The sequence below is a fragment of the Halomonas sp. Cn5-12 genome, from assembly GCF_021532545.1.
GTDB lineage: Bacteria > Pseudomonadota > Gammaproteobacteria > Pseudomonadales > Halomonadaceae > Vreelandella > Vreelandella aquamarina.
The window spans coordinates 45,891-67,710 of record NZ_JAKGAY010000004.1; the positions used below are offsets into that span (position 1 = coordinate 45,891).

General features: G+C 57.9%; 26 protein-coding genes and 1 pseudogene. 15 read left to right on the forward strand and 12 right to left on the reverse strand.

All coding sequences use genetic code 11. The features are described 5' to 3' along the window. Window positions 1–30 precede the first annotated feature (30 nt). Entirely contained in the window at window positions 31–924 is an 894-nt protein-coding gene (locus L1249_RS03735) for a LysR family transcriptional regulator (RefSeq protein WP_044628443.1), read from the forward strand. Between the two features lie 456 nt (window positions 925–1,380). Here L1249_RS03735 and L1249_RS03740 read toward each other — a convergent pair whose 3' ends face one another. Further along, complete coding sequence (locus L1249_RS03740; RefSeq protein WP_044628442.1) at window positions 1,381–1,728, reverse strand: zinc ribbon domain-containing protein YjdM; 348 nt, start codon at window positions 1,726–1,728, stop codon at window positions 1,381–1,383. Between the two features lie 99 nt (window positions 1,729–1,827). Between L1249_RS03740 and L1249_RS03745 the strand changes: the two genes are divergently transcribed. The 6 genes from L1249_RS03745 to L1249_RS03770 all read left to right on the forward strand — a co-directional run bounded on the left by L1249_RS03745 (window position 1,828) and on the right by L1249_RS03770 (window position 6,893). Beyond that, window positions 1,828–2,217, forward strand: a complete 390-nt coding sequence (locus L1249_RS03745) for an ester cyclase (RefSeq protein WP_022522627.1) — start codon at window positions 1,828–1,830, stop codon at window positions 2,215–2,217. A 250-nt stretch (window positions 2,218–2,467) separates the two neighbouring features. Beyond that, window positions 2,468–3,313 carry a phosphonate ABC transporter ATP-binding protein gene (gene phnC / locus L1249_RS03750; RefSeq protein WP_022522626.1) on the forward strand — a complete coding sequence of 282 codons (846 nt, stop codon included), beginning with the start codon at window positions 2,468–2,470 and terminating at the stop codon, window positions 3,311–3,313. Next, window positions 3,310–4,179, forward strand: a complete 870-nt coding sequence (gene phnD / locus L1249_RS03755; RefSeq protein ID WP_022522625.1) for a phosphate/phosphite/phosphonate ABC transporter substrate-binding protein — start codon at window positions 3,310–3,312, stop codon at window positions 4,177–4,179. Before phnC ends, phnD begins: the two co-directional genes overlap by 4 nt. Before the next feature lie 9 nt (window positions 4,180–4,188). Further along, a complete protein-coding gene (phnE, locus tag L1249_RS03760; RefSeq protein WP_027960098.1) occupies window positions 4,189–5,019 on the forward strand; it encodes a phosphonate ABC transporter, permease protein PhnE in 831 nt (276 codons plus the stop codon). 9 nt (window positions 5,020–5,028) lie between these two features. Further along, window positions 5,029–6,039, forward strand: a complete 1,011-nt coding sequence (locus tag L1249_RS03765) for a phosphonate dehydrogenase (RefSeq protein ID WP_022522623.1) — start codon at window positions 5,029–5,031, stop codon at window positions 6,037–6,039. Then, window positions 6,033–6,893 carry a LysR family transcriptional regulator gene (locus tag L1249_RS03770; RefSeq protein ID WP_009287603.1) on the forward strand — a complete coding sequence of 287 codons (861 nt, stop codon included), beginning with the start codon at window positions 6,033–6,035 and terminating at the stop codon, window positions 6,891–6,893. Before L1249_RS03765 ends, L1249_RS03770 begins: the two co-directional genes overlap by 7 nt. Before the next feature lie 149 nt (window positions 6,894–7,042). Here L1249_RS03770 and L1249_RS03775 read toward each other — a convergent pair whose 3' ends face one another. After that, window positions 7,043–7,738 carry a haloacid dehalogenase type II gene (locus L1249_RS03775; protein WP_044628438.1) on the reverse strand — a complete coding sequence of 232 codons (696 nt, stop codon included), beginning with the start codon at window positions 7,736–7,738 and terminating at the stop codon, window positions 7,043–7,045. A 68-nt stretch (window positions 7,739–7,806) separates the two neighbouring features. Beyond that, window positions 7,807–8,142: a zinc ribbon domain-containing protein YjdM gene (locus tag L1249_RS03780; RefSeq protein ID WP_044628437.1), complete on the reverse strand. Its 336-nt coding sequence runs from the start codon at window positions 8,140–8,142 to the stop codon at window positions 7,807–7,809. A 57-nt stretch (window positions 8,143–8,199) separates the two neighbouring features. Here L1249_RS03780 and L1249_RS03785 point away from each other — a divergent pair, with 57 nt between their 5' ends. Beyond that, entirely contained in the window at window positions 8,200–8,385 is a 186-nt protein-coding gene (locus L1249_RS03785) for an ester cyclase (protein ID WP_228168641.1), read from the forward strand. Here L1249_RS03785 and L1249_RS03790 read toward each other — a convergent pair. Together L1249_RS03790 and L1249_RS03795 are read right to left on the reverse strand one after the other, a co-directional pair. Then, complete coding sequence (locus L1249_RS03790; RefSeq protein ID WP_228168642.1) at window positions 8,360–8,863, reverse strand: GNAT family N-acetyltransferase; 504 nt, start codon at window positions 8,861–8,863, stop codon at window positions 8,360–8,362. The two genes, L1249_RS03785 and L1249_RS03790, sit on opposite strands and share 26 nt — an antisense overlap. Continuing rightward, window positions 8,847–9,221, reverse strand: a complete 375-nt coding sequence (locus tag L1249_RS03795) for a winged helix-turn-helix transcriptional regulator (RefSeq protein ID WP_044628436.1) — start codon at window positions 9,219–9,221, stop codon at window positions 8,847–8,849. Before L1249_RS03795 ends, L1249_RS03790 begins: the two co-directional genes overlap by 17 nt. 92 nt (window positions 9,222–9,313) lie before the next feature. Here L1249_RS03795 and L1249_RS03800 point away from each other — a divergent pair, with 92 nt between their 5' ends. The 3 genes and pseudogenes from L1249_RS03800 to L1249_RS17540 all read left to right on the forward strand — a co-directional run bounded on the left by L1249_RS03800 (window position 9,314) and on the right by L1249_RS17540 (window position 11,472). Continuing rightward, complete coding sequence (locus L1249_RS03800; RefSeq protein ID WP_044628435.1) at window positions 9,314–9,643, forward strand: nuclear transport factor 2 family protein; 330 nt, start codon at window positions 9,314–9,316, stop codon at window positions 9,641–9,643. Continuing rightward, window positions 9,640–10,413 carry an SDR family oxidoreductase gene (locus L1249_RS03805; RefSeq protein WP_044628434.1) on the forward strand — a complete coding sequence of 258 codons (774 nt, stop codon included), beginning with the start codon at window positions 9,640–9,642 and terminating at the stop codon, window positions 10,411–10,413. The genes L1249_RS03800 and L1249_RS03805 overlap by 4 nt, the downstream gene beginning before the upstream one ends. Window positions 10,414–10,504: 91 nt before the next feature. Continuing rightward, window positions 10,505–11,472 (forward strand): annotated as a pseudogene (locus L1249_RS17540) (zinc-binding metallopeptidase family protein). Between the two features lie 26 nt (window positions 11,473–11,498). On the opposite strand, the gene L1249_RS03820 reads toward L1249_RS17540, so the two are convergent. The 4 genes from L1249_RS03820 to trpB all read right to left on the reverse strand — a co-directional run bounded on the left by L1249_RS03820 (window position 11,499) and on the right by trpB (window position 14,995). Next, a complete protein-coding gene (locus tag L1249_RS03820) occupies window positions 11,499–12,392 on the reverse strand; it encodes a dihydrodipicolinate synthase family protein (protein WP_044628433.1) in 894 nt (297 codons plus the stop codon). 21 nt (window positions 12,393–12,413) lie between these two features. Further along, a complete protein-coding gene (locus L1249_RS03825) occupies window positions 12,414–12,734 on the reverse strand; it encodes a hypothetical protein (protein ID WP_044628432.1) in 321 nt (106 codons plus the stop codon). Window positions 12,735–12,896: 162 nt separating this feature from the next. Next, window positions 12,897–13,745, reverse strand: coding sequence for a tryptophan synthase subunit alpha (trpA, locus tag L1249_RS03830; protein WP_442908420.1), 849 nt, complete (start codon window positions 13,743–13,745; stop codon window positions 12,897–12,899). Between the two features lie 32 nt (window positions 13,746–13,777). Continuing rightward, on the reverse strand, window positions 13,778–14,995 hold the full coding sequence (trpB, locus tag L1249_RS03835; RefSeq protein ID WP_235253403.1) for a tryptophan synthase subunit beta: 1,218 nt from the start codon (window positions 14,993–14,995) through the stop codon (window positions 13,778–13,780). A gap of 122 nt (window positions 14,996–15,117) precedes the next feature. Between trpB and L1249_RS03840 the strand changes: the two genes are divergently transcribed. Beyond that, window positions 15,118–16,008: a LysR family transcriptional regulator gene (locus L1249_RS03840; RefSeq protein ID WP_235253404.1), complete on the forward strand. Its 891-nt coding sequence runs from the start codon at window positions 15,118–15,120 to the stop codon at window positions 16,006–16,008. On the opposite strand, the gene L1249_RS03845 is transcribed toward L1249_RS03840, so the two are convergent. The 3 genes from L1249_RS03845 to L1249_RS03855 are packed head-to-tail and all read right to left on the reverse strand — an operon-like array spanning window position 16,005 to window position 18,759. Beyond that, the gene (locus L1249_RS03845) at window positions 16,005–16,403 is read right to left on the reverse strand and encodes a VOC family protein (protein ID WP_044628428.1); all 399 of its coding nucleotides are present in this window, start codon (window positions 16,401–16,403) and stop codon (window positions 16,005–16,007) included. The two genes, L1249_RS03840 and L1249_RS03845, sit on opposite strands and share 4 nt — an antisense overlap. Window positions 16,404–16,438: 35 nt before the next feature. Next, window positions 16,439–17,128 carry a VIT1/CCC1 transporter family protein gene (locus L1249_RS03850; protein WP_044628427.1) on the reverse strand — a complete coding sequence of 230 codons (690 nt, stop codon included), beginning with the start codon at window positions 17,126–17,128 and terminating at the stop codon, window positions 16,439–16,441. A gap of 53 nt (window positions 17,129–17,181) precedes the next feature. Beyond that, window positions 17,182–18,759 carry a PQQ-dependent sugar dehydrogenase gene (locus tag L1249_RS03855; protein ID WP_052509915.1) on the reverse strand — a complete coding sequence of 526 codons (1,578 nt, stop codon included), beginning with the start codon at window positions 18,757–18,759 and terminating at the stop codon, window positions 17,182–17,184. A gap of 199 nt (window positions 18,760–18,958) precedes the next feature. On the opposite strand from L1249_RS03855, the gene L1249_RS03860 reads away from it, so the two are divergent. The 3 genes from L1249_RS03860 to L1249_RS03870 all read left to right on the forward strand — a co-directional run bounded on the left by L1249_RS03860 (window position 18,959) and on the right by L1249_RS03870 (window position 21,816). After that, window positions 18,959–19,903: a glycerophosphodiester phosphodiesterase gene (locus L1249_RS03860; protein WP_044628426.1), complete on the forward strand. Its 945-nt coding sequence runs from the start codon at window positions 18,959–18,961 to the stop codon at window positions 19,901–19,903. A 265-nt stretch (window positions 19,904–20,168) separates the two neighbouring features. Further along, on the forward strand, window positions 20,169–20,636 hold the full coding sequence (locus L1249_RS03865; protein ID WP_323133905.1) for a hypothetical protein: 468 nt from the start codon (window positions 20,169–20,171) through the stop codon (window positions 20,634–20,636). After that, window positions 20,617–21,816, forward strand: coding sequence for a porin (locus L1249_RS03870; protein WP_228168645.1), 1,200 nt, complete (start codon window positions 20,617–20,619; stop codon window positions 21,814–21,816). The genes L1249_RS03865 and L1249_RS03870 overlap by 20 nt, the downstream gene beginning before the upstream one ends. Window positions 21,817–21,820 lie beyond the last annotated feature (4 nt).

The window sequence follows — 21,820 nt, forward strand, 5'->3', positions numbered from 1 at the left end:
TTTATAGATAACCTGACAGGGAGACGGCGCGTGCAACTTAAATCGCTGCGACTGCTCGTGGCCGTGGCCGACACCGGCAGCTTTGGTGCGGCGGCCAAGCAGCTGCACACGGTGCAATCCAATGTGACCACCCACATTAAAAAGCTCGAGGAGGAGTTAGGCGTACAGCTGATTCACCGTGCGGGGCGGGTTCGCCCTACCAGTGCCGGGTTGGCGCTGGTGGAGTACGCCGAGCGCATGCTGTCGGCCCACGATGAAGCGGTGTCGCTGTTCAAAGGCCAGGAGAAGGCGTGTGGGCGGCTGCGCATCGGCGCCATGGAGACCACGACGGCGTTGCGCCTTCCGCCGATACTAGCGGCGTACCACGCAGCGCAGCCTGACGTTGATATCCAGATCAAGACCGGGCCTACGGCTGAGTTGGTCGAGTTGTTGCTTAACGGGCAGGTGGACTGTGTTTTCGTGGCCGGTCGGCTCGAGCATGGCCGCTACCACTCGCTCAAAGCGTTTAGCGAGCAGCTTGTATTAGTCGGCTCTGCGCCGATGACGAAGATGCCCTCTTCACAAGCGCTGCTGACATCTGCCTTCTTGGCGTTTCGCCAGGGATGCAGCTACCGCCAGCGTATCGAGCTGCTGCTGGCCTCCCAGGGTGTCAATGCAGGTCGGATCTTCGAGTTTGGTTCACTGGACGCAATGCTTGGCTGCGTTGCTGCCGGAATGGGTTACACGGTGCTCCCCCGTGGCACGGTTGAAGCCCACCAGCACCGGTTCGGGATTCACACGCTGGCACTGCCCGCGTCCATCGCCAATATAGATACCTATTTTGTCGCCCCCGAACCAGAAACCTGGACACCCGCCCTGGCAAGCTTCGCTGAGACGTTGCGTGATGCGGTGGTGGAGGATGAACTTCAGTTGACTGCGTCGTGAATGGGGTAGCGACAATACGCTATAGCGTTGCTGTCCAAAACACATTCATTCAGGCAAGCCGTATTTCTTGCGAATATCCGCCACACTCGTAATGTTACCCGCTTGGCTATTTGCCATGCCCTTTTCGATGGTCTCCCGGATGTAGATCTCATGCATAAGGTCTTCCCAGGTGGCATTCACAGGAATGTTGCTCAATTAGCTTGTGCGCGTCATCTTTGCTCATCGTGGCTGACATGGTGACTACCTTTTTTAGGTACGTAGAAAATACTTTTATAGGTTACCTTGGGTTACCGTGAATGTTGCGGTTTATGCCATTTTCTGCAAATACATCGCGTGTCCTTTTAAATATTTTTGATTGCCTCCGCTATCTGCTTGAGCCTGGGCCCAGGAATCCAACTCACGGCTTAAATACTTAATACCTATAACTGCCACTATCCCAACAAATGCTACTGATGCCTACTGGCTCCTGCAGGCCTTCTTCACAAAATGGGCCGTCACCATCATGTCGCCGACGCCGTCGACCTTGCAGTCCAGTTGGTGATTCTTGCTATCCAAGAGCCGCTTGATAACCGCTTTGGTGCCCACCTTGAGTACCAATGAGCTGCCTTTGACCTTGAGGTCTTTGATCATCGTTACCTTGTCGCCTTCCGCTAACAGGGTGCCGTGGGCATCTTTTACCGTCACGGTCTCTTCTGCCTCAGCCTCAGAAGGGTTCCATTCGTGAGCGCATTCGGGGCAGATGAACAGGCTTTGATCCTGATAGACGAATTCGGATTGGCAATGGGGGCAAGGTGGGCACGACATGAATGATGACTTCTGTGGTTTGGTTTAGGCTGCTTATGATACTGAGCCTGTATACCCTTGGCGAATGCCTTCACGCCTGCCCAAGAAAGGAGAACCAGGATGAACAAACGTGACCTGGAAGCAACCTACCGTGATTACATCACCTGCCTCAATAATCAAGACTGGACGAACCTTGACCAGTTCGTGCATGACGATGTCCACCACAACGGCAGGCGCCTAGGGCTTGATGGTTATCGCGCCATGCTGGAAGCCGATTACGAGCAGATACCGGATCTTCACTTTAACATTGAGCTTTTGGCCGTTGATTCACCCCATGTCGCGTGCAGGTTGCGATTCGATGTCACACCCAAAGGTAGCTTCCTTGGCCTTGCGGTGGATGGCAAAAACGTGACGTTTTGCGAAAACGCGTTCTACCTGTTTAGCGATGGCAAGATTAGGGAGGTCTGGTCGGTCATTGATAAAGCCGCGATTGAGGCTCAGCTTGGTTAAACGTTGTGGTTATCTCCATTAACAAACGAATAGAGCAGAATATCGGATCGGTACGCCCAGCCTTGGTGGGCCTCGTTTTGTGACGATATTGGTCTAGAGAAGCGTTATCTGAGCCGTTTGACTGGCTACCTGCGCTCCTTGGATAGTCATTAACTTATCACCTGAACGACACAGCTTTGTCACTTAGGCGGGCTACCGTTGCATTGTAAGTCACAATAAAGTGAGCTTATACATTGCAGAAGGTGATCCAATGGAGCCTATTCAATCCTCTGACTTAATGCTCCGCATCGAGAAAATGGGGGTGACATATCCTGGGAATGTCCTCGCACTCCGCCCCACCACCGTCGATTTCCACAAAGGGGAGTTTACGGTACTACTCGGCCTTTCCGGTGCGGGTAAATCGACGTTACTGCGTTCTCTCAACCACTTGGTGCGGCCCAGCACTGGCAAAGTGATCTCGGCCGAGCTAGGTGCGCTCGAAACCCGGTCTACGGTACGCCGCCATCGGTGCAAAACCGCCATGGTTTTCCAGCACCATCAGCTCATTGAACGCCATACGGCGCTCCAGAATGTGCTGACCGGTCGGCTTGCTTACCACAGCACCTGGCGCAGTTTGTTTCCGCTACCCAGGCAGGAACAGGCGCTTGCTCTGCACTGCCTGGACCGCGTAGGCATGGCCGAGAAAGCGCTTACCCGGGTCGATCAACTCTCCGGCGGGCAGCAACAGCGGGTGGGCATTGCGCGTGCCTTGGCGCAGCAGCCCGCCATGATATTGGCGGACGAGCCAGTGGCCAGCCTTGACCCGGCAACCTCTGAGCGAGTGCTAACGCTACTGCGAGATATATGCCGTGAGGATGGTATTACCGCCATTATTTCACTGCACCAGCTGGAGTATGCCCAGCGGTTTGCTGACCGCATTATCGGGTTAGCGAATGCCCAAATCGTTTTCGATGCGGCCCCCTCACAGTTACAGCAACGCCACCTGAACGAGATCTACCACGGCACGCGCGGAGCTGTGACCGACGCCGCTGAGACCACCGAACCCAACCCTCAAACCACCACTCCCTCCCCGATAAAACTGGAGATTGCCCAATGAAACCGCTATTCAGCTTTTTCTTTGCCATCTGTCTTATGTTTGGAATCGCCATGCCGGCCTTGGCGGCGGACCCTGATCCAAATCCGGATCTATTAAAAGTCGCGCTACTCCCCGATGAAAACGCTTCTGAACTGATCAAACGCAACCAGCCATTGAAAGAGTATCTTGAAAGTACCCTTGGGAAAGAAATTGAGTTAATCGTCACCACGGATTACTCCTCCATGATCGAAGCCATGCGCTTTGGTCGCATCGACCTCGCCTACTTCGGCCCGCTCTCCTATGTGATGGCAAGAAGCAAAAGTGAGATCGAACCCTTTGCCGCCATGATTGTGGATGGCAAGCCCACCTATCGCTCCATCATTATTGCCAATGTCGATTCCGGCGTTGAGTCCTATGCGGATATCGAAGGCATGAAAATGGCCTATGGCGACCGTGCCTCTACGTCAAGCCACCTGATTCCCAAAACCGTGCTGCTTGAATCGGCGGGGCTGGAAGCAGGCGAGGACTATGAAGCCCATTTCGTTGGCTCCCATGATGCCGTGGCGGTGAACGTGGCCAATGGTAATGCGGATGCAGGCGGGCTATCGGAAGTGATCTTTGAGCACGTAATGGACCGCGGCCTGATAGACCGCAACCAGGTTAGGGTGTTGGGTCACAGCGGGGAGTACCCTCAGTACCCTTGGGCGATGCGTTCCAACCTGGACCCTGAACTCAAGCAGCAGATCCAGGATGCCTTCATCAGCATCGATGATGAAGAGATTCTGGACAACCTAAAAGCCGAAGGTTTCGCCGTTATCACGGACGCCGATTACGATGTGATTCGGGAAATGGGTAGTCTGCTCAACCTCGACTTCGGCAAGATGTAAGGGGGCATGATGAATCCGTCCAAAACAGTGCCGCCACCCCTTTCATCGCTTTCTCCTGACGCCGTGTTGGACGAACACGCCCGCGGCTGGCGGAGCAAGCTCTTCCAAGCGGGCTTGGTGCTGGCAGTGGTTCTTCTGGCGAGTTGGTATGTAGATCTGCTGGATTTTCGCACCCTGGCCAACGGGGTGCCTGCCATCGCTACCCTAATGGGAGAATCCCTACCGCCCGACTTTACCAACGCCATGGATTGGATAGCGCCGCTGGTCGATACCCTTGCCATGAGCATTGCCGGCACGGCGATAGCGGTCACTGCTTCCGTACCCCTGGCGTTCCTGGCCGCTCGCAATACCTCGCCCCACCCCGTGGTATTCCACGTAACCCGCACGCTGCTGAACGCTCTTCGCTCGGTGCCCGAGCTGATTATGGGCATTATTTTCGTTGCTGCCGTGGGGTTTGGCGCCTTACCGGGCGTGCTCGCGCTCGGCCTTCATTCTATCGGCATGGTGGGTAAATTCTTTGCCGAAGCGATCGAGCATGTCGACCCAGCCCCGGTAGAGGCCGCCAATGCCGCTGGCGCGACGCGATTACAGGTTCATTGGCACGCGGTGCTCCCGCAGGTGCTTCCGCAGTTTGCTGATGTCTCTATCTACCGCTGGGAATACAATTTCCGCGCCTCTACGGTGATGGGCATGGTGGGGGCTGGCGGGATCGGCTTCGAGCTAATGGGCTCTTTACGCGTCATGCAGTACCAGGAAGTCAGCGCCATCCTGATTGTCATACTCGTTATGGTGACGATGGTGGATAGCCTTAGCGGCCATCTTCGTAAGAAATTCAAGTAAGGAAATCAAATGAAACCAAGGGTTTTCATTACCCACCGGGTACACAACAGTGTGTTGGAAAGGCTGGAACAACACTGTGAAGTGATCACCAACCAGTCAGCCACTACCTTGACCGCCGCCGAGGTAAAGGCCCGCGCGGCAACCGCAGACGCCATGATGGTGTTTATGCCGGACCAGGTCAGCGAGGAATTTCTAGCGGGCTGTCCCAAGCTGAAAGTTATTGGTGCCGCCCTGAAGGGATACGATAATTTTGATGTGGAGGCCTGTACGCGTCATGGCGTTTGGCTGACCTTCGTGCCGGATCTGCTGACGGTGCCAACGGCTGAGCTAACCATCGGGCTAACCATTAGCCTAATCCGCCATGTCCGAGCGGCCGATGAGTACGTTCGTTCCGGCCAGTTCAAGGGATGGCAGCCCACGTTTTATGGGCTGGGGGTTGCCGGCGCGACCGTGGGTATCGTCGGCATGGGTCCCATCGGCCAGGCAGTGGCAACACGGCTCCAGGGGTGGGGCGCGAGCTTGCTGTATTCTCAGCCAGACGCCTTGCCCGCTGCTGAGGAGGCCGCGCTAGGCGTGGCGCGCAAGTCGCTTGAAGAGCTGCTCGGGCAAGCCGACATTGTCATTTTGGCCCTGCCGCTCAATAAACAAACCCTGCATACCATGAACACTGCGCGCTTGGCCCTGATGCAACCAGGCGCTTTTTTGATCAACCCATGCCGGGGTTCTGTAGTGCAGGAAGCTGCCGTTTTGGAAGCATTGGAGTCAGGGCAGTTAGGCGGCTACGCAGCGGATGTTTTTGAAATGGAAGATTGGGCTCGAGAGGATCGCCCGCAAGAGATTTGCCCCACCTTGCGAGCACATCCCAACACGCTATTTACGGCACACATTGGCTCTGCCGTCCAGGATGTGCGGCTGATGATTGAACAGCGTGCTGCCGACAACATTCTTCAAGCGTTACAAGGAGAATGCCCTCAGGATGCGGCTAATTCGCCCACTATCACTGAGACAACTCCATGCTGAACTTGGTCTGGCTGAAAAGTTTTACCACACTGGTTCAGCACCGACGTTTTCAGGCCGCCGCCCAAGCTCTCGGTATCGCACAACCCACGCTTTCACAGCACATTCAAAAGCTCGAAGAACAGCTAGGTGCCCTGTTGATACGCCGCAGTAAAACGGGTTGCGAGCCCACCAAAGCAGCCCTGGCGCTTATGCCGCTTGCGCTTAGTATGTTGCAACTGGACGAGCGTGCTCGAGAAGTCGTTAGCGGTACGCGTTTACGCGTAGGGGCAAGTTCCAACATCGGTATTTACATGCTCCAGCCCTACGTGAGCACGTTCAAGAACATTCCGGCGGTACCTGAGCTGGATCTTGTGATTGATAACAATCCTAACATTGCTAGACAACTGACTAGCGGCGAGCTGGATATAGCGGTGATGGAGTGGTGGCACCCGAAATCTGGCTTCCAGGCAATGGATTGGCGACAGGAGCCCGTGGTGTTAATTACTTCACCCGATCACCCCTGTGCGGAATGGCATGAAATAGACCGGAAAACCCTCGCAGGAATGAGCCTGCTGGGCGGTGAACCCGGAACAGGTACGGGCCGGTTGCTGGCGAGTTTCTTCGGCGAAAGAGGGCCGTTCCCGAAGGTTTCAATGCAACTGGGCAGTACCGAAGCGGTTAAACAGGCTGTCAAAGCAGGCCTGGGCGTATCACTGGTGCTGGCGGCTTGCGTCGAAGCGGAGATCCGAGCGGGCACTTTGTGTGCTATCCCGGTCAGTGATGCCGGGCTGGCCAAGAACCTGAGCGTCATCTGCCCGGAGACGCTTGCACGGCAACCACCAGTCTCCACTTTCGTTAGTCATATCTGTCAGTGAGAAGGGAGGGACTAGTGATGACTGCGGTGCACGCGGGATGCTAGAAGAATACACTTTTAGAGTGTGTCGCCTTTAAACGGCCCCCGCGTGCCCTTTCCAACCCGCTTTCGAACCAACGCCGCCGTGCGCTTAAGGTGCGTGTTGTTGGCTCACTGTCTTAGATGCTCGCTCAACGCGACGAGATCTTCAGCCACAAAATCCCACGCTTCTTCAGCTTCTAAATCTTTGCTCTGGTGGGGCCCATACTCGGTGCGCCGGGGGATAAACGCCGTTTTCATGCCCACTGCGCGGGCAGCACGCAGGTCAGCATTATGCGCGGCGCACAGCATTACCTCTTCCGGCGGCAGGCGTAGCAAGCGGCAAGCCCCTAAATAAACCTCTGGGTCAGGCTTGTAGTGCTCGAATAACTCGGCGCAAAAAATCATATCCCACGGTAGCTTGGCGTGACGGGCAACATCGACCATTAATGAGACATTACCGTTGGTTAGCGTGGCGATGATGCCGTGCTCTTTCAAGCGCTGTAGGCCTAGCGGTACATCCGGCCAGGGGTCTAATTGGTGCCAAAAGTGATTGACGCGATCAATGGTCGCTTCGTCTAGCGCTATGCCTTGTTGATCGAATAGTTTGACCAAGCTTTCTCGATGCAGCTCATCGAGTACCGTCCAGGGGATTTCCCCTCTGCGCACCCTGTCCATGGAAGGCGCATAAAGCTGCCGCCATTGGTCAGCCAGTTCTTCACTGAGTAGATCGATCCCCAGTTCTTTCTCAAGTCCCCTGAACTGATGAATCAAGCTGGATCGCCAATCAACAATAGTGCCAAATACGTCAAACACGATGGCTTTCATTCGTATCTCCTTGTTGGATGGTTATTGCTGACGGCGTCGTGAGGTGGCAAGAAGCATCCTGGGCTGGTTTAGGCTTTTTTCACAAAGTGGGCGGTCACCATCATGTCGCCGACGCCATCTACCTTACAGTCTAGTTGGTGATCCTTGCTGTCCATTAATCTCTTGATCACGGCTTTGGTGCCCACCTTGAGTACCAGTGAGCTGCCTTTGACCTTGAGGTCTTTGATCATCGTGACCTTGTCGCCTTCCGCTAACAGCGTGCCGTGGGCATCTTTTACCGTGACGGTGTCTTCCGCCTGAACCTCAGCAGGGTTCCATTCGTGGGCGCATTCGGGGCAGATGAATAGGCTTTGATCTTGATAGACGAATTCGGATTGGCAATGGGGGCACGGTGGGCATGACATAAACGATAACTTCTTTGGCTTGGTTTAGACTGCGTATGATACTGAGCCTGCTTACCCTTGGCGAATGCCCGCACGCCAACCAGTCTAGGGCTTGAGGGTTATCGCGCTATGCTTGAAGCCAATTATGAGCAGATACCGGACCTTCACTTCAATATTGAGCTTTTGGCGATTGATTCACCCCATGTCGCGTGCAGGCTGCGATTGAGGCTCAGCTCAGTTAAACGTTGTGGTTATCCCCGTTAACAAACGAATAAAGCAAAATATCAGATCGGTAGGCCCAGCCTTGGCTTGCCCAAAACCGCTGGGCGGCTTCGTTCTCAGGAAGAATCATCAGGTGTGATTTCAAAATACCTTCGTTCTTCAATGCTTCCAGGCAGAGGCTAACCAGCTGTGTGGCAATGCCTAATCGGCGGTGGGTATGTGATACCGATAAGTGCTGCACATAGCCGCGCTTGCCATCGTGGCCCGCCATGATGGTACCCACCAGCTCTCCTGCTCTCTCTTGGTTTCTATCTCCCTCTTTGCTCTCTCCTTCGCCTTCTAATTCGGCCACAAAACTGAGGCCGGGATTGCGCAGTAGGTACTTCTCGATGCCTTCCCGTGAATCGGCATCGCGTAGCCGCACGCCTTGGCTTTCGCTCCACAGGGCAATGGCGGCTTCGTAGTCGTTGATCGTCATGGTGCGGTAGCGCATCAGGCGGTTCTCATTGGGTGGCGACATCGTCTTGTTCGTTCTGCTCGGCAAGGTGGTTGAAGTGATCCTTCTGCTCGGCCCATTTCAACAGCGCATCCAGCGCGGGGCAGAGCGCTTGGCCCCACTCGGTTAGGCGGTACTCCACTTTGGGCGGCACTTGCGGGTACACCTTGCGCGCCACGATGCCATCGGCTTCCAGTTGCCGTAGCTGCTGGGCGAGCATTTTTTGCGAGATGCCGGGGATCAGCTTTTCAAAATCGGAGTAGCGTTGCACGTTACCGTCAAAGAGGTGGAAGAGAATAATCAGCTTCCAGCGCCCTTCCAGCATTTTTAATACATCTTCCACTCCGCTGGCCGCGCTAGTGGGCGTGTAAATCCTTCTCATGGGTAAGCCACTTACCTTTTTGTGCGTTCTTGATAATCGGTAAGCCTAAGCAGAAGATCCTCGTACAGCAACCACGATGAGGAAGGCCTACCATGAGCGTGTCACTCTCTACTCCCATTGCCACCTATATCGCCATTAGCAACGGCGCGGATGATGCCCCGCTGGCGGAGTGCTTTACCGCCGATGCCCGCGTGCTGGATGAAGGGCAAACCCACCAGGGCATTGCCGCCATTCGTGCCTGGTTACGCGACACCCGCCGCCAGTTTGAGTACCACGTGGCGCCCACCGATGTCTCTCGTGATGGCGACAAGATGGTGATTACCACCACCGTGACCGGCAATTTTCCCGGTAGCCCGGTGCAGCTGTTTCACCATATCGAATTGGTCGATGAGCGCATCCACAGCCTGGAGATTACCCCATGAACCTGCAGCTTAGTGGCCGTCGCGTATTGATTACAGGCGGTGGTAAAGGCGCGGGCGCGGCTGTGGTGGCGCTGTTTCGTGAAGAGGGCGCGCAGGTGCTCACCACCGCCCGAAACCGCCCCGCTGCCCTACCTGAAGAACTGTTCGTCGCCGCCGATCTCACCACGGCCGAAGGCTGCGCGACAGTGGCAGAAGCCGTGAAGGCGCGCATGGGCGGTGTGGATATCATCGTGCATGTGGTGGGCGGCTCATCCGCCCCGGCGGGCGGCTTTGCGGCCCTGGGTGAAGACGAGTCGCAGCAGGAGCTGAACCTGAACCTGTTCCCCGCCGTGCGGCTAGACCGCGCCCTGCTGCCGGGCATGCTGGCCCAGGGTGAAGGGGTGATCGTTCACGTGACTTCTATTCAGCGGGAGCTGCCTTTGCCGGAATCCACCACCGCCTACGCGGCGGCCAAGGCGGCGCTCTCGACTTACAGCAAGAGTTTGTCGAAGGAGGTGTCGCCGCAAGGCGTTCGAGTGGTGCGCGTCTCGCCGGGTTGGATCGAGACGGAGGCTGCCGTTGCCTTGGCAGAGCGGCTGGCCGAGCAGGCAGGCACCGATTACGAGGGGGGCAAGCAGATCATCATGGGCGCGCTGGGCGGCATTCCGCTGGGCAGGCCCTCTACCCCGGCGGAAGTGGCGAACCTGATTGCGTTCGTGGCCTCGCCGCTGGCGGGCTCGATTACGGGCACGGAGTTCGTGATAGATGGAGGCACGGTACCGGTGGTGTAGCGCTTGAGTCGGCGGGTATCTCAATTGCCGTTGGCGTCGGCGGGCGACGGCCCCTAGACTGAAGCTTCGTTTCTCTTAAGATACCCGGCCTATGCGCGTGTTTTCTAATCCGGTCGGTGCCGGTTCACTCTGGTTCGATAATTTGGTCACGGCGGATGGTGTGCCGGTGGCCTACGACCCCCAGGCGCGGGCGTTCATTCCCATGCCGCCCTTCTGCGCCAACCGCGAGGTGATTGGCTGTAACTGGATTGCCCCGAAGCAGGGCGAGTTCTGTCGCGCCTGCGCGATGACCGCCCTGGCGCCAGACCCTTCCATTTCCGATGCGATACCCCATTGGGCGCACACCGAGGCGGCCAAGCGCTGGGTCATCGATAATCTGGCCGCTGGCACTGGTTTCGCCCGGAAGACCCGGGCGCGCCGCCGGTGTTTCATATGTTGGCAGAAGGCGGTACGCCGGTACCCATGGGACACGTGGGGGGCGTGGTGACGATTAGCGTGGCGGAAGCGGATGCCGTGCTGCGCACCACCCGTAAAGAGGCGCTGGATGAACCCTACCGCACCATGATTGGCCATATGCGCCATGAAATCGCCCATATGCTGTGGTGGCGGCTTAGCCTGCGAGAGGATTTTCTGACGGCCTTCCGCGAGACGTTTGGCGATGAGCGGGAAGACTACCCGGCGGCGCTGCAGCGCCACTACCAAAACGGCCCGCCGGCGGATTGGCAAACGCGCTTTCTTTCCACCTATGCCTCTTCCCACCCCCACGAGGATTGGGCAGAAACCGCCTCGCACCTGCTGCACCTGACGGATATCACCGACAGCTTCGTATCGTCGGGCATGACCTCGCCCGCGCTACCGGACGACCACAACTGGGATGCCTACGCAGAGCCGGACGCCGAGCGGCTGATACATATTGCGGCCTCTTTGGTAGCGGGCGTTAACCATGTCAACCGTTCGATGGGGCTGTCGGATCTCTACCCATTCGTGCTTTCTGACGTGGCGCTGCGCAAGCTGGCATTCGCCCACGACTGGCTGCGGCGTGGGGCGCAAGAGCTGTAAACCACGTGCGCTTCGCTCGATGCGGTTTAGTGAAGGCTCAGAGTTTCGATCACCGCTGCCACCTGTTGGCGGGCCTCCCCTTGCAGGGTGTTCAGCGGCTGAGGCAGGCAGGGGGCGCTCACGCGGCCAGTGAGTTCGGCCATGGTCGCCACCACCCGCAGGCTGCCACCATAGTCGTGATAGAGCGCCCATAGCGGGGCCAAGGCGTCGGAACGGGCTTGGGTTTCTTCAGTGTCGCCCGCTTGGGCGGCACGGGTGAGCGCCAGCGCGAGTTCTGGATAGAGCCCGCCGATCACCGAGTACCACGCATCACAGCCTGCCAGCAGGCCCGTGGCGGCGGCGGGGTCGCCGCTGATCCCGATGGTCACGTCCTCGGGAATCAGCGCCCGCAGCCGCGCCACGCGGGCGTTGGCCTCGTCTGGATGGTTGGACACCGGCGGAATTTTGATCGAGCGCACCTGGGGCAGCTCGGCAATGCGCCCGTGCAGTTCGTCGCTGAACGTAAAATGCGTGGTGCCAGGGTTGTCGTACACGCACAGCGGTACGCTGATAGCGCGGCTAACGGTGCTGAACAGGTTGAACACATCGTCATCGGTCAGCTTTTGATAAGAAACAGGCGCTAACAGTAGCCCGCTCGCCCCGGCCTGCTGGGCATGTTCGGCATTGGCCAGCACATCCCGGGTGCGCAGCGCGCCAATGCCCACCACCACGGGCACCCCAGCGGCGTTTTCCACGCTCAGCTTGGCCACCCGAGCCCGCTCTTCCACGCTCAAATAGGCGTAGCTTCCGGTGGAGCCCAGCACGCCGATGGAATCCACCTGCGCTTGCGCCAAACGGCTCACCAGCTGGATAAATTCCTGCTCGTGGATGCCCTGCTCGTTCATGGGAGTCAGCGGAAACGCACTCAGACCGGTAAACATGGGGGTGTCCTTTCAGAAATCTTATTGACCGAAACTAAGGCCCAAGCGCAGCGCTTGCAGGCTATCGAGCTGTAACGTGACGTCATCAGAGAACAGCGGGTGGCCTTGTAATTGCACATTGACTGCTGCCTGGGAGCCACGGTAGCTAAGCGTCACGGCAACATTGGCGCTGTCGCTCACCGGGGCCAGCCAATCGTACTCGACGTCATCCACGCTCACCGATGACAGCCCACGGGCTTCTAACTGCTGCTCGACTTCCTTCTCGATCACCACGCCGTAGTAGAAATAGATGCCTGCGTAGCCCAACCCCAGCAGTACCAGCAATGAAAAGAGCTTGCCCATGGTTTTCCTCTGTTTGAGTACACGTGACGTTATCCCGCCGTCAAACGTGGATGATGCCTGTTTTCTAGAAACAACGGCAAGTTGTGCGTGGTGGATTCAGTAAAACACAGAGCGGGCCATGATGGCCCGCTCTGTGTTTTTGATAGCGCTTTCCCACTTCCTTCAGGCTGGCAAACCCGCACGCTCCTGCCGCGTTTCTCGGCACCCTCTCACACTGGCAGCCAGTTCTTTCACCAACCCATGCACCCGCGTCACGGCGTCATCACCGCTGCTGGCATGTTCGATGCAGTCTACCAGCGCAGAGCCCACGACCACGGCGTCGCTGAAGCGGCCAATGGTGGCGGCCTGTTCGGCGGTGCGGATACCAAAGCCTACGGCGATGGGCAGCGGCGTGTGTTCGCGCAGCTGATTAACGGCGCTTTCTAAACGCTCCGGTGTGGGGGCGCTGCCGCCCGTCACCCCCGCCACGGAAACGTAGTAGATAAACCCGGAAGCGTTGGCCAGCACTTTGGGCAGGCGCTTGGCATCGGTGGTGGGCGTGGCGAGGCGGATAAAATCGATGCCGTGCTGGGCGGCAGGCTGGCACAGCTCTTCGTCGTGTTCGGGCGGTAGATCTACCACGATCAGCCCGTCTACCCCGGCCTTGGCGGCATCGGTGAGAAAACGCTCGACGCCGTAGCAGTAAATCGGGTTGTAGTAGCCCATCAGCACGATGGGGGTGGTGCTGTTTTGTTCACGGAACTGGCGCACCATCTCCAGCGTTTTGGCTTGGGTCTGGCCGTTTTCCAGCGCGCGCAGGGCGGCTTTTTGAATGGCGGGGCCATCGGCCATGGGGTCGCTGAACGGCATGCCGAGTTCAATGATATCCACGCCTGCTTCCGGCAACCCGTGCAGCAGACGGCGAGAGGTCTTGGCATCCGGGTCGCCAGCGGTGAGGTAGCTGATCAGCGCCGGACGGTTTTTCTGTTTGAGCGCGGTAAAGCAGCTGTCGAGCCGAGAAGTACGTTGCAAGGTAGGTTGCATGGGAGTCTCCTGTATCGCGCTCATGAGTGCTTCATGCCAAAGCGATCGCCCAGATGCTGGGCCACGCTGTTCATGTCCTTGTCACCACGGCCGCTGAGGTTAACCACCATCAGGTGCTCGCGGGGAAGTGTCGGCGCGCGCTTAGCCACTTCAGCCAGGGCGTGGGCAGTTTCTAGCGCGGGGATGATGCCCTCTTGGCGGCAGCAGATTTGGAATGCTTCCAGCGCTTCGTCATCGGTGGCGGAAACGTACTCGACCCGCCCTTGCTCGTGCAGCCAGGCGTGTTCGGGGCCAATGCCAGGGTAATCGAGCCCTGCGGAAATAGAGTGAGCGTCGATAATCTGACCATCTTCGTTTTGCAGCAGGTAGGTGCGGTTGCCGTGCAGCACGCCGGGGGTGCCGCCGTTCAGGCTGGCAGCATGTAGGCCGCTGTTGACGCCTTTGCCGCCTGCTTCCACGCCAATCATCTTCACATCGGCGTCATTCAGGAAGGGGTGAAACAGCCCCATCGCATTGGAGCCGCCACCAATGCAAGCCACCAGGGAGTCCGGCAAACGGCCCTGTTTTTCGAGCATCTGAGCGCGGGTTTCATGACCAATCACCGCTTGAAAATCGCGCACCATCGCCGGGTACGGGTGCGGGCCTGCCACGGTGCCAATGATATAGAAGGTGTCGTCGACATTCGTTACCCAATCGCGCAGCGCTTCGTTCATGGCATCCTTAAGCGTGCCGGTGCCTGAGGTGACGGGAATTACTTCCGCCCCTAACAGTTTCATGCGGAATACGTTGGGCTGCTGGCGCTCGATGTCGGTGACACCCATGTAAATCACGCAGGGCAAACCAAAACGCGCAGCCACGGTAGCGGTGGCAACGCCGTGCATGCCTGCGCCGGTTTCCGCGATGATGCGCTTTTTGCCCATTTGCTTGGCCAACAATACTTGACCAATGCAGTTGTTAATCTTGTGTGCGCCGGTGTGGTTTAGCTCTTCACGCTTGAGGTAAATGCTCGCGCCGCCGAAGTGCTCGGTGAGCCGCTCGGCAAAGTAGAGCGGGCTGGGGCGGCCGACGTAGTCGCCCTGAAAATAGGCGAGCTGGCGCTGAAATTCAGGGTCGTTTTTGGCGGTGGCGTACTCATCCTGCAGTTCAAGAATCAGCGGCATTAGAGTTTCGGCGACAAAGCGGCCACCGAAACTGCCAAACAGCCCGTTGGCATCGGGTAGGCTTAAAGGTTTATTCATCACGACCTCTGCGTTTTGGGGCGATTTAGGGTTGTGATGACGTTAGCGCAGGCAGGCGGGAAGAAAAATCGATAAGATGGCACCAACCTGTGAGTTTTACGCAACTATTGAAAGAGACATCCATGCAACACAGCCTGCCGCCCTTAAGCGCCCTACGCGCCTTTGAAGCCACCGCCCGGCTAGGCAGCGTAACCGCCGCCGCCGATGAGCTAAGCGTGACCCACGGCGCGGTAAGCCGCCAGCTAAAGAGCTTGGATGAGCATTTTGGCGTGGCGCTGTTCACCAAAGCTGGGCGGGGGCTAGTGCTCACTCACCACGGTGAACGGTTGCAAAGCGGCGTGGGGGAAGCCTTCGCTAAACTCAGGGATAGTTGCACCCGGCTCAAGCATGAGGTGGAAGAAGCGCCGTTTACCCTGGCCTGCCCCGGCAGTCTGCTGGCCCGCTGGCTGATTCCTCGTTTAGACCGCTTGAACCAAGCGCTGCCGGAGCTAAAACTTCAGGTGGTGGTGAGCGATGCCGAGCAGCCTGGGCAGCCGGAAACCAGTGTCACGCTGGCCTTTTTCGAACCGCCCTGGCCTGAAGAGGGTGAATTGATCACGCTGATGCCTGAGGAAATTTGCGCCGTCGCCAGCCCCCGCTTGGCTAGCGTTTGCCAAAACGCTGATCCGGCAACGCTATTTGCCAATAAGCTCCTTTATACCGCCTCGCGCCCCCAAGCGTGGCCCCAGTGGGCAGCCGCTCAAAAGTTGAATGGCAGCACCTTGGAAACGGCTCTGAAGAAGGGCCAAGGTTTCGCGCATCTTTATTACTTAATGGAAGCCGCCGTAGCGGGCTTGGGGGTAGCTATCGCCCCTAGGCTACTGGTGGAGGACGACCTAAACAGCGGCCGGCTAGTCGCCCCCTGGGGCAGCATCGAAACCCCGGCCAGACTTTGCCTATGGCTACCCAAACACACCAACGCCCGCCGCAGCGAAGCGCTGGTGGATTGGTTACTAAGGGAGTTGAAAGGTTAGAGTTTTACTCGGTGCGGATACACCACGAACGCCAGCTTGTTGCCATCGGGGTCGCGCACATAGGCGGCGTAGAAACCGTCGCCATACTGCGGGCGAAAACCCGGTGCGCCTTCGTCGCTTCCACCGCTTTCCAGGGCGAGGTGATGCAGGGTGTCGACCTCTTTGATATCGGCGAATTGGAAAGCGGTCATGGTGCCATTGCCGACGGTGGCCTCGTGACCATCGAAGGGGTAGCCTACGAAGTATTGGGGCACGTTGACATCGTCCGGGTCACCGAATGAGACGCAACTATCATCTTGCCAACAAATATCCAGCCCCATGGCATTGAACAGCGGCGTATAGAACCGCAGAGCACGCGCGAGGTCTTTCGTTCCCACCATGGTATAGGCCAGCATGCGCGTTCTCCTTACAAGCGATGGACATATACAGGTTATGCCATAACGCCAAACAATCGGCCAATCAGCGATGTCAACGCCATGGCCAGCGCGCCCCAAAACAGCACGCGTAAGGCGGCGGTACGCACTGGCGCACCGCCCACTTTGGCGGCCAGTGCACCCAACAGCGCCAGCGACGCCAATGACGCAATGGCAACGAGAGGTATCAGCAGCACTAAGGGTGCCCACCAAGCGACGAGTAGCGGTAGCAGCGCACCGAGGGTAAACATCACCGCCGATGAGAACGCTGCCTGCAATGGCCGCGCTTGGCTCACATCGGTAATGCCGATTTCATCCCGCGCATGTGCCCCCAAGGCATCTTTTTGCATCAGCTGCTCCGCGACTTGGTGGGCCAGCTCAGGCGTCAGGCCACGCTCGACATAGATGGCGGCCAGCTCCTCTTTTTCGTCATCGAAATGGTGCGCTAACGCCTTCCGCTCCATGGCCAAATCGGCCCGCTCAGTGTCCGATTGCGAACTGACTGAGACGTACTCCCCCGCCGCCATCGACATCGCCCCAGCGACTAACCCTGCCACCCCTGCCAGCAAAATATCGCTTTGTGCCGTAGCCGCTGCGGCTACCCCTAAAATCAAGCTGCTAGTCGACACAATGCCATCGTTGGCGCCTAGTACAGCGGCCCTTAACCAGCCCGACCGATGAGAGCGGTGATGTTCCTTATGAATCATGACATCTCCTGAGCAACCTAACTGTTAGCGCTTTCTTTATTCAGTTTAGTTGATTAACGGGGCATCACCCGCAGCAGTTGCCCATCTGGGCTGTCGGTGAGCAGATACACCGCCCCTTCGGGGCCGACCCGCACATCGCGAATTCGGGCATCCCGCTCACCGAACAGCCTCTCTACCTCTTCTGCGCCGCCGTCTTCGCGCAGCCGCACCCTGCGGACCTCACGATTGACCAACGAACCGACGAGTAGATCGCCCTGCCATTCGGGAAACAGTTCACCTTGGTATAGCGCTAGACCGGAAGGTGCGATGGAGGGCGTCCATTCAAGCGCAGGTGGCAGCATGCCGGGATACGCTTCAAACGGGGATACCCGAGCGCCGGTGTAATCTAGTCCCCCAGTGGCAATAGGCCAACCGTAGTTGCCTCCTGGGGTGATCACGTTTAACTCATCGCCGCCTCGTGGGCCGTGCTCGTGGGCGATGAGACGTTGATTGGCGTCATCGAAGACCAGCCCCTGCACGTTGCGGTGGCCAATGCTGTAAAGCGCTGGCAGTGCGTTAGCATCTGCGATGAAGGGGTTATCGCTTGGGGCGCTGCCATCTGGATTCAGGCGCACAATCCCGCCAATATGGCTGGTCGTTCGCTGCGCTTCTTCGCGGTTATCAAACCCATCGCCTAGGGTCATGACCAGGGTATTATCCGCAAGCCACGCGAGGCGGCCGCCAAAGTGGGCATCGCCGCTTTTTGCTGGGTGTACGCGAAATATCTCTTCCACTTGCTCCAAGCGATTCTCCCCGAGCGTCGCTTTCGCCAAGCACGTGTGGTTAGCGCTAGCGGTGCCACAGGCATAGCTAAGATAGAGCTGTTGGTCTTGCTCGAATTGGGGTGATAACAGCACATCAAAAAGGCCCGATTGCCCAGAGGCATAAACGTCGGGAATACCCCCCAGCGACTCCACCAGTGTCTCGCCCTGCGCGCTTAACAGCCGAAGACGCCCAGGGCGCTCGGTGACCAGCATGCGCCCATCGGGTAACCATGCCAGCGACCACGGATACGCCAAGCCCTCCGTTAAAACGTCTATTTGGTAGGTGCTTTGAGCAGGCTGAGCGTCTACCGAAGGTGCCACGGGCAGTAGTAACGCCCCTGCCATCACGGCTATGTTGGCCGCCCCTCGAGCGTTACTCCTGCCACGTGTGAGCACTGCCAATAGCCACCCCGCAAGCCCTGCCGTAGCCAGCATGGCTACCAACCCTAACGGCCCGCGAGTCGCCGCAATCAACGTGGGCATGGGCGCAAAGGCATTCGCCAGCCAAAAAGTGACCCACAGCCCGACCACGGCCGCTAAGGCGTGAATCAGCGCGCGACACTTCCTCACCTTTCGGCGAACTATCAGCGCAGCAGCAACCTGTGACATGGCAAACCCAGGCAGCAGTACGGCTGCATAAAGGGGGGCAAAGTGGATGAGATCTTTCCCGGTAGTCGATGCTCTTACGCTAAACGGGATAGCCACGCCTAACGCTTGTAGTGCTGCCAGATTGATCTGAGTCTGCACCACGCTCCCCAGGATAATGCCTGCTAACAAAGCGATGACAAAACGCAGAACTCGCGCTCCGACGCTGAGCGGTTGGGTCATAACGCACCTCTGTAGTGGTTCTTTTTGATAACGCTATCCAGCAGACTAAAACATTCGGCGATGCTTGGTCGCTTTTACGTTTCCCGTTACTGATTCAACGGTCATTGCACTATTCCCAACGACGCTGCGTGCGTTTGTCATGTGGCGAGGTTAAGGTCGTTACATGACCTTCGTTATGACTCGTTTTCAAGGAGTGTTTATGTCGCGCTATTCCCTGATGACTGCTCTGTTGATGACTCCGATGGTGATCGCAGGCATTGCTACCGCTGCTACGGCGGCAAACGATACGCCGTTGTTACAGCAGCGTGAGGATTTAACTAGTTTCCAGGTGATTGCCCACCGCGGCGCAAGCGGCCACGCACCGGAAAGTACGTTAGCGGCCTACGAACTCGCCCACCGTTGGGGCGTAGACTATTTAGAGCTGGACGCGCAGCTCAGCGCCGATGGCGAGGTGGTGCTGTTTCACGATGACACCCTCGAGCGTACCAGCGACGGCGAAGGCCATATTCACGATTACACCTTGGCCGAGTTAAAGACGCTGGATACGGGGACATGGTTCCACGAGGCCCACCCCGAGCGTACGGAAGAGGAGTATCGCGGTGCGCAAATCCTGACGCTGGACGAGCTGTTCGATCATTTCGGTCATACGACCCGCTATTACATCGAGACCAAATCCCCCGACCTCAACCCTGGCTTGGAAGAAGCCTTGGTCGAACGCCTGGAAGCCTACGACATGATCGAGCAAGGCCGTGTGCTGGTGCAGTCGTTCGACCAAGAGAGCCTGCTCAAAGTGCGTACGGCGAACCCCCATGTGCCGCTCATTCAACTGCTCTGGTACTCCCCAAGCGAGCAGGATAGCGCCACGTTGACCGAGTGGAACGACACCACGCCGGGGGCCGACAGCATCCGAGATGAGGATTTCGAGCGCATTGCCGAATACGCCGTGGGGATTGGCACCAATGCCGCCTACCGGGGCCAAGAGGTCATCGATGCTGATTTTGTTCGTCAGGCGCAGGCACATGGCCTGTCGGTTCACGTGTATACCATCAATGAGCAGGACGAGATGAAGCGGTTGATGGCGCTAGGCGTCGATGGCCTGTTTACCGATTATCCTGATCGCCTGCTGGAGCTCGTCAGCGAGTAAGCCAGGCTACCTACACCACCGTTGATACAGGCCAACGCACGCACGCGAAAGGTGATGTAAATTACCATGACACCCTGGTCAGTTTTTGCCATTGCGTGTCGCTTGCGTCGTTGAATACAGTCGATAAGCGTTTGGCTCTGGCTGCTCTTTTTTGGTCGTACGTCGCAAGGGAGACGCGTCATTTATTCATTCACAGCTAATGGGTGGGCACTCCCCACAGGAGGCATCACGCTGACGTTTGGCCAGCACGGACACCCCTTAGGTCATGCCGTCTAAGAGGCCGCGACGTACGCTGCTGAGCGCTTCCCTGACAGCGCTCATGGCCGTTGGCCTGCTTTTGACCCCCGCGTCAGCCCAGCCCAACGAATTACCGAACACGATCGTTTTGATTGCCCACCCGTCGGTGGGCACTGCCAACGTTAGCCGGGATACCGCGCGCGCCATGTTCGCCATGCGCCAGCGCACTTGGCCCAACGGACAGGCTGCGCAAGTGTACGTGTTACCCAATCGGGACCCGGTTCACGGCCGATTTAGCAAAGAGCAGTTGGGGGTCTACCCCCATCAACTACAGTTAGCATGGGACAGAATGGTATTTTCCGGCATGGGGCAAGCCCCTAACCGAGCACGCGACCAAGCCGACATGCGTCAGCAAGTCGCTAGCACACCCGGCGCGCTGGGTTACCTTGAAAGGGAGTACCTGGATGAGAGCGTCCGTGTCATTTCAATGGAGTGAACGTTCCCTACTCACGTCATGGCTGGCTGCAGGGCTGCTGACGCTGCTGCCCTTGGGCGCTCATGGTAATGACCACCCAAGCGATACGCTGCAGGTACATGGCTTTCTTAGCCAAGCGCTGGTGGTCACCGATGATAACGATTTTTTTGGTGCCAGTAGCGATCACGCAGGCAGCCTGGAGTTCACCGAGCTTGGGTTGAACGCGTCGTTTCGTCCTCACCGTAAGGTTCTGGTGGCCGCCCAACTGTTGAGCCGCCGCGCTGGCGGCGACACCGAGGATGCCGAGCCCACGCTGGATTACGGCGTCATCGACTATCAAATGAGCTCCAATACCTCACGCACGGTGGGCGTTCAGCTCGGACGTTTCAAGAACCCTTTCGGACTCTACAACCAAACCCGCGACGTGGCGTTCACACGGCCCAGCATCTTACTGCCGCAATCTATCTATTTCGATCGCACCCGCGCCCTGGGCCTGGCCGCCGATGGCGTGAGCGTCTATTGGGAAGCCTACACTGACGCAGGCACGCTGCGTTTTCGCAGTGGGCTTGGCCGCCCGCAAACCGGCTCGACGCTCACGCGCCAGCTCTTCAATGGTGCGGCGCAGGATGTCTCGGCGGCAGAGCCTTCCGCGATTGCCCAACTGCTTTTCGAAGACCCTACCGGCCAGTGGGTCGCGGCGCTAAGTACCGCCAAGGTGAACCTCGATACATCGCTTGGCGGCCAGGCTGCCGATTTCGAGTTCCAGCCCTGGATCGCTTCGCTTCAGTACAACGATGAGTACTGGAGCCTAACCGCCGAGTACGCGCGTCGCCAACAGTCCCTCGACGGCGACTCCTTGCCGCGCACCTTCGATATCACCGGCGAGAGCTGGTACGTGCAATATCAGTACCGCTTTACGCCTACCTGGAGCGGGCTGGTCCGTTTCGATCGCTTGATCAACGACACTGACGACCGCTCGGGCCAGCGCTATCAGCAGGCAGGCCTTGGCCCGGCCCATTCACAGTTTGCCGACGACCTGACACTGGGCGTGCAGTGGACGCCCACGCCCAGGCTGATGTTGGCAGGCGAGTACCACGCGGTGGATGGCACTGGCTGGCTACCCAATCAAGACAATCCAGACGCCAACGCCACACGCCAACGCTGGAATATGCTGCTTTTTCAACTATCGCTGCGCTTCTAACCCA